The 11,343-nt window shown below is 59.2% G+C and carries 10 protein-coding genes; 8 read left to right on the forward strand and 2 right to left on the reverse strand.

Features of this window, described 5'->3' with window-relative positions; genetic code table 11:
• Position 1 precedes the first annotated feature (1 nt).
• From ACHZBS_RS13815 to ACHZBS_RS13830, 4 genes are read left to right on the forward strand one after another with little or no spacing between them, the layout of a single operon-like run.
• A complete protein-coding gene (locus tag ACHZBS_RS13815) occupies positions 2–889 on the forward strand; it encodes a sugar ABC transporter permease (protein ID WP_319407097.1) in 888 nt (295 codons plus the stop codon).
• A gap of 1 nt (position 890) precedes the next feature.
• The gene (locus ACHZBS_RS13820) at positions 891–1,700 is read left to right on the forward strand and encodes a carbohydrate ABC transporter permease (protein ID WP_319407098.1); all 810 of its coding nucleotides are present in this window, start codon (positions 891–893) and stop codon (positions 1,698–1,700) included.
• A gap of 3 nt (positions 1,701–1,703) precedes the next feature.
• Positions 1,704–2,813, forward strand: coding sequence for a sn-glycerol-3-phosphate ABC transporter ATP-binding protein UgpC (locus tag ACHZBS_RS13825; protein ID WP_319407099.1), 1,110 nt, complete (start codon positions 1,704–1,706; stop codon positions 2,811–2,813).
• 17 nt (positions 2,814–2,830) lie between these two features.
• Positions 2,831–4,165, forward strand: coding sequence for a glycoside hydrolase family 30 protein (locus ACHZBS_RS13830; RefSeq protein ID WP_319407100.1), 1,335 nt, complete (start codon positions 2,831–2,833; stop codon positions 4,163–4,165).
• Positions 4,166–4,396: 231 nt separating this feature from the next.
• Here ACHZBS_RS13830 and ACHZBS_RS13835 read toward each other — a convergent pair whose 3' ends face one another.
• Both ACHZBS_RS13835 and ACHZBS_RS13840 read right to left on the reverse strand, forming a co-directional pair.
• Positions 4,397–5,185 (reverse strand): hypothetical protein, encoded by a 789-nt coding sequence (locus tag ACHZBS_RS13835; RefSeq protein WP_319407101.1) that lies wholly within the window; start codon positions 5,183–5,185, stop codon positions 4,397–4,399.
• Positions 5,182–5,874 carry a GntR family transcriptional regulator gene (locus ACHZBS_RS13840; protein ID WP_319407102.1) on the reverse strand — a complete coding sequence of 231 codons (693 nt, stop codon included), beginning with the start codon at positions 5,872–5,874 and terminating at the stop codon, positions 5,182–5,184. Before ACHZBS_RS13840 ends, ACHZBS_RS13835 begins: the two co-directional genes overlap by 4 nt.
• A 159-nt stretch (positions 5,875–6,033) precedes the next feature.
• Between ACHZBS_RS13840 and ACHZBS_RS13845 the strand changes: the two genes are divergently transcribed.
• The 4 genes from ACHZBS_RS13845 (at position 6,034) to ACHZBS_RS13860 (ending at position 11,335) form a co-directional block, all read left to right on the forward strand.
• Entirely contained in the window at positions 6,034–7,485 is a 1,452-nt protein-coding gene (locus ACHZBS_RS13845; RefSeq protein ID WP_319407103.1) for a trimethylamine methyltransferase family protein, read from the forward strand.
• Between the two features lie 171 nt (positions 7,486–7,656).
• Complete coding sequence (locus tag ACHZBS_RS13850) at positions 7,657–8,901, forward strand: aminotransferase class I/II-fold pyridoxal phosphate-dependent enzyme (protein ID WP_319407104.1); 1,245 nt, start codon at positions 7,657–7,659, stop codon at positions 8,899–8,901.
• Positions 8,902–9,133: 232 nt separating this feature from the next.
• Positions 9,134–10,357: an ABC transporter substrate-binding protein gene (locus tag ACHZBS_RS13855; RefSeq protein WP_319407105.1), complete on the forward strand. Its 1,224-nt coding sequence runs from the start codon at positions 9,134–9,136 to the stop codon at positions 10,355–10,357.
• A gap of 87 nt (positions 10,358–10,444) precedes the next feature.
• Positions 10,445–11,335: a branched-chain amino acid ABC transporter permease gene (locus ACHZBS_RS13860; protein WP_319407106.1), complete on the forward strand. Its 891-nt coding sequence runs from the start codon at positions 10,445–10,447 to the stop codon at positions 11,333–11,335.
• Positions 11,336–11,343: the final 8 nt, after the last annotated feature.

The following is an 11,343-nucleotide window of genomic DNA, read 5'->3' on the forward strand; positions in this document are numbered from 1 at the left end:
CATGCAGATGCGCAATGCCCGCACCGCGCCGTACCTTTTTCTGGCACCCTTCGTGATCAGCTTCCTGATCTTCGGTGCCTATCCGATTGTGCGCAGCATGATCCTGTCGCTCTACATCACCTCGGGGCCGGAGGCCCAGCATTTCGTCGGACTGGACAACTACCTGTACCTGCTGCGGGACCCCGATTTCTGGACCGCCTTCCGCAACACCGCCACCTTCGCCGCCGGCAGCGTCGCCCTCCAGCTGCCGCTCAGCCTCGGCTTGGCGATCCTGCTCAACCGCCCCGACGTCCGCGGCCGCGACGTCTTCCGCTTCATCTTCTTCTCGCCCAACCTAATGGGGCTGGTCTTTTCCGCCCTGCTGTTCATGCTGATCCTGGCGCCCCGCTTCGGCCTGCTCAACGCCAGCCTGCACGCCCTGTTCGGCCTGCCGCTGACTACGCGCTGGCTGTCGACGCCCGAACTGGTCATGCCGGCGCTCATCATGGTGGCCCTGTGGCTCTGCACCGGCTTCAACATGGTTTACTTCCTGGCCGCCCTGCAGTCCGTCGACGGCGAGCTGTACGAAGCTGCCACCATCGACGGGGCCGGCCGCTGGTCGCAGTTCTGGCATGTCACCCTTCCGGGTATCAAGCCGGTGCTGATCTTCGTCGTGGTGCTCTCGACCATCGGATCGTTCCAGCTGTTCGAACTGGCCTTTCTCCTGCTGGGCAACAGCTCCGGGCCCGATCAGGCGGGCCTGACCATTGTCATGTACCTTTACCAGAACGGATTTCTGGGTGGCGACCTGGGTTACGCGGCCGCCATCGGCTGGACCCTGGCGGGCATGGTGCTGATCCTGTCGCTGATCCAGCTGCGTATCACCGGCACCGGCAAGGAGGGCCGCTGACATGCGACGGGTCATCGTTTACAGCCTTCTCGTGGTGTTCTCCATTGGGTGCCTGGTGCCCATCGCCTGGCTCGTGGTCTCGGCGTTCAAGGCCAACGCCGATTTCCAGGCCTATGCCTTCGTGCCGCCCGTCGACCGTCTGACGATCGTGAACTTTCCCAGTCTGTTCGAGCAGATGCCCTTCCTGCGCTTCATGATGAACAGCTTCTTCGTTGCCGGCGCAACGGTCATCGTCCAGCTGTTCTTCTCCTCCCTGGGCGGGTTCGCCCTGGCCAAGTACGAGTTTGCCGGCAAGAAGGCGATCATGGGCGTCATGCTTGCCACCATGATGATTCCGGGCCCCGTGCTGCTCGCGCCGATGTACGAGCTGATCTACCACCTGCGGCTGATCGACAGTCATCTCGGACTGATCGTTCCGGGCATGGTCAACGTTTTCGGCATGTTCCTGTTCCGCCAGTCGATGCTGTCGGTTCCCGACGAGATGCTGCAGGCCGCCCGCATGGACGGCTGCAACGAATTTCAGATTTTCTGGCACGTGGTGATGCCGGTCAGCCGGCCCATCGTGGGCGCGTTCTGTCTCATCGCCTTCATGGGGACCTGGAACAGTTTCCTCTGGCCGCAGATCATTCTGCAGAGCAGCGACCGCTTCACCCTGCCGATCGGCCTGAACCAGATGGTCGGCGTCTACGAGGCCGATTATGGCGCAATGATGGCCGGCACCCTGCTGGCGGTGCTGCCGGTCGTCATGCTGTTTTTCCTCCTGCAGAAGGAGTTCATCGCCGGGCTGACCAAGGGCGCAGTGAAGGGATAACCAATGGCGGACATCGCATTCCGTGGCGTGAACAAGATCTATCCCAACGGCTTTCAGGCCGTGTACAACCTCGACCTTGAGATCCAGGACGGTGAATTCCTGGTCATGGTCGGTCCCTCGGGTTGCGGCAAGTCGACGACCCTGCGCATGCTCGCCGGCCTGGAAGCCATCAGCAGCGGCGATCTGCTCATCGACGGGGAAATGGTCAACGACCTGCATCCGCGGACGCGCAACATCGCCATGGTCTTCCAGAGCTACGCCCTCTATCCGCACAAGACGGTGCAGGGCAATATCGAATTTCCCCTGCGCATGGCCAAGGTCCCGGCGGCCGAGGTCAAGGCGCGGGCGCTCAAGGTGGCCCGCATGCTCGAACTGGAGCCGCTGCTGCAGCGCAAGCCCGGTCTCCTGTCGGGCGGGCAGCGGCAGCGGGTGGCCATGGCGCGCGCCCTGGTGCGCGACCCGGTGGCCTTTCTCATGGATGAGCCGCTGTCCAACCTGGACGCCAAGCTGCGGGTGCAGATGCGTGCCGAAATCGCCGCGCTGCAGCGGCGCACCGGCACTACCACGGTCTATGTCACCCATGATCAGGTCGAGGCCATGACCATGGGGGATCGCGTGGCGGTATTCAAGGATGGTCATCTGCAGCAGGTCGACACCCCGCAGCAGTTGTTCGAGCGACCGGTCAACACCTTCGTCGGCAGCTTCATCGGCTCGCCGAGCATGAATCTGATCGCGTCGCAGATCGCGCCCGCCGGTGATGGCCTGGTACTGACCCTGGCCGGAGAGCGCCTCGCGCTGGGTCAGGGTCTCGAGGCGCGCTTCGACGACCCTGCCGGTGCCGCCGGTCTGGTGGCCCAGGTCGGCCTGCGTCCCGAGGACGTGGTCGACCCGCATCTGGCCGGAGAAGGCCAGCAGCTGCATGGCCGGGTCGTGCTGACCGAGCTGCTCGGCCGCGAACAGATGGTGTATCTCGATTTGCGCGATGGTACGCGGGTGGTCGCCCGCCTGCACGCCGACCATCGCCTGCATGCCGGCGAAGAGGTCACCGTTGGCATCGATCCGACCCGTCTGTATCTGTTCCAGGCCGATGGTCGGGCCCTGAGCTATCGGTGACAATCAACGGAGATCCTATGACGCACCTGCGCCGCATCCAGACTGCCCGCGACAGCGGGCATCGCCTGAGCGATATCGACCCCCTGGTAATCGATCGAAGCGATTGGCCCCGATTGCCGCTGATCGACGTCGACAGCGCAGGACAGTGCCAAGAGATCCTCGGATTCGGCGGAGCGTTCACCGAGAGTGCCTGCACCGTTCTGGCCTCCCTGCCGGAGGACGAGCGCGAAGCGATTCTGCAGGCTTATTTCCATCCCGGCGACGGCATCGGCTACCGCATGGCGCGCACGCACGTCAATTCCTGTGATTTCAGCCTGGGCAACTGGGCCTGCTGGGAGGGGCCGGAATCAACGCTCGATATCAGCCGGTATGAGCAGAGCATCTTTCCTGCGATCCGCCATGCCCAGCGCATCGCCGGCGACCCGATTCGTCTGCTGGTGTCTCCGTGGAGTCCGCCCGCCTGGATGAAAACCAGTGGGCAGATGAATCATGGCGGCAGCCTGCTGCCGAGCCGGCGCGATACCTGGGCCCAGGCGCTGTGCGACTGGATCCAGGGCAGCCAGCAGGCGGGGATTACGGTATGGGGCCTGACCGTGCAGAATGAGCCGGCGGCTAAACAGGTGTGGGAGTCGTGCCTCTATTCCGCCCGGGAGGAACGTGATTTCGTGTGTGACCACCTCGGTCCGGCGCTGCAGGAGGCAGGTCTGGACCGCCAGCGGCTGCTCGTCTGGGACCACAACCGCGACGCGGTCTACCAGCGGGCACAGGTCGTGTTGTCCGATCCGGATGCCGCGCGGTACGTCTGGGGCACGGGGTTTCACTGGTACAGCGGCGACCAGTTCGAAAATCTCGACCGGCTGCATCACGCCTTTCCCGACAAACACCTGTTGTTCACCGAGGGGTGCTGGGAGGGCGGTGTCAGGCTCGGCCGCTGGGACCGGGGTGAGCGCTATGCCCACCATATCATCGGCGATCTTAACCACTGGACCGAAGGCTGGCTGGACTGGAACCTGGCGCTCGATCGGCACGGCGGCCCGAATCACGTCGGCAACTGGTGCGATGCGCCGATCATCGTCGACACCGACCGGGGCACCTGGACCCGGCAGAGTTCCTATTGGTACATCGGCCATTTCAGCCGTTACATCCTGCCCGGCGCTCGCCGGTTGTACAGCACCCAGGCGGGCAACGGCCTGGAAAGCGTCGCCGCCCGGAACCCGGACGGCAGCCTGGTGCTGGTCGTCTGCAATCGCTGGGATCGGCCCCTCTCCGCGGCCCTGCGCATCGATGGCGTGTGGGCGGAGCTCACCGTCCCGGGCCATGCCATTCAGACCCTGATTGGCGATCCTCGGTGAGGGAACCCTGACCCTCTATCCCGAAGGTTAAGGTTTTGCATCCAACGTCACCATTTCCTTTGGGGCGGCCGGTGGTCCGGTGGCCGACTCCTGTCGCCGGCAGTGCCGGGGGCAGATCTCCACGCCCACCCCGCAACAGACACAAATAGGCGAAGCAAAGGGCCACCATTTCCGCTTTGTTCGCTGCGGCATGTAGTCGGATAGACCGCTTGCCCTGCATTTTCAGCGTTCTTAAGTTTTTTTTCGGGAAACCGATCCTACCGGATCGGTGAACGAGCAGGGCACGATGGCGGCGCACTTGCCGCAGACATCGGCCAGACCGTGACGTTCGTGCAGGCGGGCGTTTTCCAACAAACGGTCATAGCAGGCGTGGCGGCGGAAGGGATCCCCCCCAAGGGCTTTGGCCGGGCAGCGTTTTTCGCATTGGCGGCAGGTCCCGTCGTATTTGAACAGGCAGCGTTCCCGGCCGGTTCTCGGGGTTGGTGAGACGACGGCATCGGTGACCACGCTTCCCAGCCGTCCGCAGCACCCCTTATCCGTGATAAGCATATGGTGGTGTCCGAAACTGCCAATGCCGGCAATAAAGGCCACATGCTTGTGGGACCAATCGCTCATGAGCTGCTCTTCATCGAAATTGTGAGTGGCCGGCAGGCGGGTACCCCGGAATCCTTTTTCCTCTAAAAGTCCGGTAATCTGATCATTGATGCCGGCGATCAGCCGGTTGGTCTCGATATAGGCGACGGCCCATACCTCGGAACTGAAATCCCCCCGGTGATTGGATCGGGGGATCGCCGGATCGAAGGGCAGAAAATAAGCGATTACCGTGCGGGCGCCCGGCAAAAGGTCACTGGGCAGTCCATGGGAAGGGCGGACGGCTGTTTTCAGTTCGGCGAAGAGCGGATCTCCGGCATCGGCAAAGCCTGCCAGCGGCTTTTTCCAGGCGGATACGATGTCCCCTTGTGCGCTGGCTTTCTCAACCGCCGATTCAATGATTTCGATGATTCGATTCCGTAGCATCATTTCCCGTTTTCCCTGTCTCCTCCCGTCCCCACATGCCAATAAGCCGCTTCTTCCTGCATGATACGGTCCATAATGGCCCGCCGGCTCTCCTCCACCTCCTCCAGAATTGCCTTCCTGGCGCCGGTGACGTCATGGGCATGCAGCCGTTCGACCAGTCGGGCATGGATTTCTTCGAGGCTTTTTCCCGCATGACGGATCACCATGAATCGGGCCAACCGATCATGGAGGCTCCTCAGGGCCAGGGCCAACTCCTGGTTCCCGGATGCCTGGGCCAGCAGATAGTGGAATCGCCGATTTTCATCGGTGTAACGGGTGTAAGCCTGGTCGTCGTCTCCGGTGTAACCGGCGTGTACGTTCCTGAGTGCGGCCAGCTGGACATCGGTGATGGCCAGCGCGGCCCGCTCCACCGCGGCCACTTCCAGGATTTCCCGAAGTTCCAGCATGTCACTCAGCGTTTTTAAGGTGATCTGGGTGATAAAATATCCGGAGCGGGGCTTGATGGTGATCAACCCTTCTTGGTTGAGCATCTGCAACGCATCGCGAACCGGGGTCACGCTGGTACCGAACCGGGTTTTCAGGTCGTCGATGGCCATCCGTTCGCCGGGTTTGCGGTGCCCCAAAATAATTTCAGTTCTCAAGGTGGCGTAAATATCGGTTTTGGATGTCCGCGCTTTGGTTTTTTGAGGCATCAAGGACTCCTTGTTCAATTTTTTTCATTCTTATTCGAAAGGTTCTTTTTAATATCAATAACCGGTAAAGGTGCAACAATAAAATTGACATTTAAATTCCCATAAAATAGTAATTGATACAACTTAAACATTAATTGATATATCAAAATGAGGTGACGCATGATACCAACCCATGAAAACCGTATGACCAGTGCCCGCTATTCCCGCATGGGTCATCAGGAATGCGACCGCATCCACATTGGAACGCTGGAGATCCTGGAGCGAACCGGCGTGGATGTCCACGATGAAAAGGCCCGCCAGATTCTGGTGGCCGGCGGTGCGATTGCCGACGGCATCCGCATCCGCATCCCCGAACACATGGTGACCCGGGCGCTTGCCCTGGCGCCCAGACGCCTGACCCTGTACAATCGCCATAAGAAACCAGCCATCCGGGCCTGGGGATACAACACCTATTATGGCGGCGGTTCGGATTGCCTGACGGTTCTGGACCACCGCACGGGTAAACGTCGGCCGCCGGTGCTCGAAGATGTCGAGGCCGCGGCCAAGGTGATGGATTTCCTGCCCGAAATCGACTTCGTCATGTCGCTGTTCCTGCCCAAGGACGTGGACCAGCGTATCTACGATCGTTACCAGATGGAGGTGATGCTCAACCACACCACCAAACCCATTGTGTTTGTCTCGCCGGATTTCGAGGGGTGTGTGGCGGCCGTGGAGATGTGTGAAGCCGTGGCCGGCGGAGCCGAGGCCTTCCGGCGATATCCGTTCGCCACCTGCTACATTAACGTGACCTCCGGGCTGGTGGCCAACGAGGAAGCCCTGCAAAAGTGCATATACCTGGCGGAAAAGGGGCTGCCCCAGTTGTGGATTCCCCTGAATGCGGGCGGAGTCAACTCACCGGCCACCACCGCCGGATGCATGGCATCCATGAACGCCGGTATTTTGCTCGGCGTCGTTCTCTCGCAACTGGTTCGGGAAGGATCGCCCATTGCCGTGCCGGGCTGGAATGGCGGCCCCTATAACTTGAAAACCATGGTGGGTAACTACGTGCTGGCCGACGAGCAAGGTGTGCCTACCAGCATGGGTAAATATTACGACCTGCCCGTTTTCGGCCTGGGCGGATCCACCGATGCCAAGGTACTGGACCACCAGGCCGGTATGGAATGCACCATCAGCCTCATGACCGCCCTGCTTCACGGGGCCAACATCGTTCACGACGTGGGTTTTATGGACTCGGGCCTTCAGGGATCCCTTCAGCTTCAGGTGATGGCCAACGAGACCATCGGATTTCTGCGCGCTGCCACCCGGGGTGTCGTCGTGGATGACGAGACCCTGGCCCTGGATGCCATCGACGAAGTGGGACCCACGGGCAGCTTCCTGCAGCATCCCCATACCATGCGTCATTACAAGGAGCCGTTTTACTCTAAGCTGTTCGACAAGGGACCCTATTCCCAATGGGAGAAAAAGGGCTGTCTGACCCTGGAAGACAAGGCTGCCGCTGAAGTGGACCGGATTCTGGAGACACACACCGTCCAACCGCTGCCCGAAGAGCTCCAAGAGAAGATCAAAGCTATCGTGAAGCGGGAACAGGATTGGATCGACGGAAAAAAGTAAAGATGGCTTAAAAATGTCTATTGGGCCAATAACTTTGTCGGATTCATGTTTCACATCCTCGGCATACCAAAGCATGCCTCCTATGTGAAACATGATTCTGCCGTGATCGTGCATCAAAATACTATTTTTAGATTAATCCAGCGCCATTGATACATACAGGAGATGTAAACCATGTCCGACGACAAGCATTTTTTTCTCAGGGAACCCTGGATCTACGACAAAAAGGTGTCCCGGCCGATCCGCGACGATGCCGCCGGCGGTTTCGAAACCCGATCCCTGCACGCCGGATTCAACCCCATGCAGAACCAGAACGACTTCAGGTCCTTCGTGCCGCCGCTGGTGCAGTCGATAACCTTTCCCTACGAAACCTTCGACAAGATTCCCTGCCCGGTATACGGCCGCACCCGCACCCCTACCAACACGGTGCTGGAGGAGCGCATCGCCTCTCTGGAAGGGGGCGAATCCTGTCTGACGGCTGCTTCCGGGTCCCAGGCCCTGTTCAACCTGATCTTTACGATCGCCCGACCCGGCGACAACGTGGTCACCTCCCTCAATGTCTTCGGTGAAGGATACAAGCAGGCGGTGACCATCTTTCCGGAACGCTGCAACGTTCAATTCAGATTTGTGAAAGACCCGGCCGATGCGGCCAGCTGGGATGAGCGGATCGACGAGAAAACCAAGCTGGTGTGGGTGGAAACCCCCAGCAATCCCTGCCTCTTCGTCACCGACATTCAGGCCGTGGCCGACGTGGCCCATGCCAAGGGCGTACCGTTGATGGTGGACAACACCACGGCTACCGCCGCGCTTCAGCGGCCCATGGATCTGGGTGCGGATATGGTGATGCTCTCCATTTCCAAATTCATGGCAGGCAACGCCACCATTCTCGGCGGCGCCCTGGTGGGGCCGGAGCCGCTGGTGGAGGACATCCGCTGGAACACCACCGAGTTCATCGGCGCCATCATGCAGCCCATGGAAGCCTGGATGACCCTCCAGTACGTGGAGACGCTCTCCATGCGCATGCAGCGGCACAGTGCCAATGCCCTGGCCGTGGCCCGCTACCTGAAGGCTCATCCCAAGGTGGAGCGGGTCAACTATTCGGGCCTGGAAGATCACCCTCAACACGCGCTGGCCTGCCGGCAGATGTCCGGCCACGGCGGACTGCTCTCCTTCGTGGCGCCCGGGGGCATGCAGGGGGCGGCCACGGTGATGAACAGTTTTAAACGGGTTGTTCACGCGGTCACCTTCGGCACCAGCCGATCCATCTGCATGCACCCGCCCACCATCACCCACGAGCACCTGACCCCCGACGAACGCAAGGCCGCCGGCATCGACGACGGGCTGATCCGTTTTTCCGTGGGCCTGGAAAACCCGGAAGACATCATCACCGACCTGGAACAGGCCCTGGCCAAGGTGTAAACCGGTTTATTCTTGACACCTTGAAGCGGTTTTAGTAGCCGTGGTTCCAATAGGCAATCAACCCCGGTGCTGACTGGACATTTTTCTCAGATATGCCATCTGGATGAATTTGAGAGGCATTTCAGCCGCTGCCCTTTTAGTCAGTTCGTTTGCTTTCGTCCCATCGTAAAGAAACACACATCAATACCGCATGAAGAGATCAGGTGACCGTTAACCCAACGAGGAGGGGATTATGAAAAAGCGTTCTGTTTTCAACGTCTGTCTTTCGATCATGATCATTGCATGTTTTCTTGTGTTTGCACCTGCATCTCACGCGGCGAATACGCTCAAGATCGGAATCGTTGACTGCTATTCGGGCCCGGCCAGCACCTACACCAATGATGTGCGCGACGCTTTTAACTTGGAGGCTGAAAAAATCAATGCCGGCGGGGGGATATTGGGACGTAAGATCGAAGTCCTCACCCGGGACAGCAAATTCAAGGTCGATATCGGCCTGGCTGCCGCCAAGGAATTGATTTACCGGGAGAATGTCGATGTCCTCATGGGCACGATTAACAGCGCCCTGGCCCTGGCTATCTCCGACATGTGCAAGAAAGAGAAGGTACCTTTTTTTGCTACCTTTTCTAAAAGCGCAAAAATAACCGGGGAAAAGGGGCATCGGTATGTTTTCTCGATTACGGAAAATACCGCCCTGGCCGGTAAAGCTGCGGCCGTCGGCTTGGCCCAAAAGCCCTACAAGAAATACTGGATTGCCGGGGATGACTATGAATACGGGCACGCCATTGCAGACGGGGTGTGGGACAACCTGCAAAAAATGAAACCCGACGTCGAGCTCCTTGGTCAGTCGTGGTGGAAGGTCGGAGAACCCGATTTTACCCCCTATATCACCGCGATTCTATCCGCAAAGCCCGATGCCGTTATCATCGCCACCGGCGGACGTGACTGCGTCCCCTTCCTCAAAGCCGCCAAAGCCACCGGATTCAACGAGCGGGTTCCATTTTATATGCATACCGCCACGGAACTTTCCACCCTGAAGCCGCTTGGCCTCGAGGCTCCTGAAGGTGTCATCGGAACCTCCAATTACTTTTTTTATTATCCGGAAACACCTGAAAACAAGGAATTTGTGAGCGATTTCGAAAAAGCGTACAATCGCAAACCCGCAGTCGGGGCCGTCTACGGTCTGCTTACTGCGAAGTACATCTTTGGCGCCTATGAAAAAACCGGGGCGTTCGACACGGAAAAATTTATCGACAATGTGGAGGGCATGACCGTCGACAGCCCGATCGGCAAGGTCACCATGCGTGCCTACGATCATCAGGCCATGTTGCCGATGTTTATGGGCGTGACCAAAAAAGTGGCAGGGTACGATTTCCTGATCGCGACCGATATCATGATCATACCGGGTAAAGACGTCATGCCCTCGATTGAAGAGATCAAAAAGGCCAGAAATCAATAGCGGCATCTATTTGTTGAACACTGACTTTCGGGCGGGGGGGCCTCTCCCGGTCCCTGAGTTTCTGCGTGGTATGGGTGGGCTATGACCTTGGCCGCGAATATAACCCTGGCCGCACTGGTACAGCAGGTACTGGTCGGTCTGAGCCGAACCACCATCCTCTTCATCGTGGCCTCCGGCCTGAGTCTTGTGCTCGGTGTCCTGCGGATCCCCAATGTCGCCCACGGATCTCTTTATATGACCGGCGCTTTTCTCACCTACAGCGTTGCCACGGTTTTCGGCCAAAGCACTCTGGGTTTTTGGGTAGCCTTGATCGTCGCGCCGTTGGTGGTCGCCCTGTTAAGTTTCCTCGTGGAGCGGGGGTTGTTTTGTCACCTTTATGAACGCGAACACATGATGCTCCTGCTGTTCACGTTCGCCTTTTCGCTCGTGATCGGGGATATGGTCAAGTTGGTGTGGGGCTCGGATTACCGAAGCCTGATCGCGCCGTTGTTTCTGCAGGGATCGTTTTCCATCTCCGGTTTTCCTTTTCCGCGTTACAATCTGTTTCTGTTGATCATAGGCCCCCTGGTGGCAGCCGGCCTGTGGTTTCTGACCAACAAAACCAAGATCGGAAAAATTGCGCGAGCCGCCGCCGTTGACAGGGAGATGGTCGGTGCCATCGGCATCAATGTCAGCTGGGTGTTCGCCGCCGTATTCGTTATCGGCTGCTATCTGGCGGGCCTGGGCGGCGCGCTGGTGGCCCCCACCCAGAACATCACCCAGGGAATGGATCACGCCATCATCATCGAGGCCTTTCTGATTGTCATCATCGGTGGTCTAGGTAATATCTGGGGCGCCCTTCTCGGCGCACTGATTTTCGGCCTGACCGATTCGATCGGGATCCTGATCTGGCCCCAGTTTGCCATCGTCTTTCCGTATGTGGCGGTGGTTACCGTACTGCTTTTTCGCCCGAAAGGCCTTCTCAAATCAACCTGGTAGGCAGCGTG

It is taken from the genome of uncultured Desulfosarcina sp. (assembly GCF_963664155.2).
Taxonomy (GTDB): domain Bacteria; phylum Desulfobacterota; class Desulfobacteria; order Desulfobacterales; family Desulfosarcinaceae; genus Desulfosarcina.

Coding starts and splice junctions, on each gene's coding strand:
- ACHZBS_RS13835 (WP_319407101.1), bottom strand. CDS start 5,185: ATGATGCTACGGAATCGAATCATCGAAATCATTGAATCGGCGGTTGAG.
- ACHZBS_RS13820 (WP_319407098.1), top strand. CDS start 891: ATGCGACGGGTCATCGTTTACAGCCTTCTCGTGGTGTTCTCCATTGGG.
- ACHZBS_RS13825 (WP_319407099.1), top strand. CDS start 1,704: ATGGCGGACATCGCATTCCGTGGCGTGAACAAGATCTATCCCAACGGC.
- ACHZBS_RS13840 (WP_319407102.1), bottom strand. CDS start 5,874: ATGCCTCAAAAAACCAAAGCGCGGACATCCAAAACCGATATTTACGCC.
- ACHZBS_RS13845 (WP_319407103.1), top strand. CDS start 6,034: ATGATACCAACCCATGAAAACCGTATGACCAGTGCCCGCTATTCCCGC.
- ACHZBS_RS13830 (WP_319407100.1), top strand. CDS start 2,831: ATGACGCACCTGCGCCGCATCCAGACTGCCCGCGACAGCGGGCATCGC.
- ACHZBS_RS13850 (WP_319407104.1), top strand. CDS start 7,657: ATGTCCGACGACAAGCATTTTTTTCTCAGGGAACCCTGGATCTACGAC.
- ACHZBS_RS13855 (WP_319407105.1), top strand. CDS start 9,134: ATGAAAAAGCGTTCTGTTTTCAACGTCTGTCTTTCGATCATGATCATT.
- ACHZBS_RS13815 (WP_319407097.1), top strand. CDS start 2: ATGCAGATGCGCAATGCCCGCACCGCGCCGTACCTTTTTCTGGCACCC.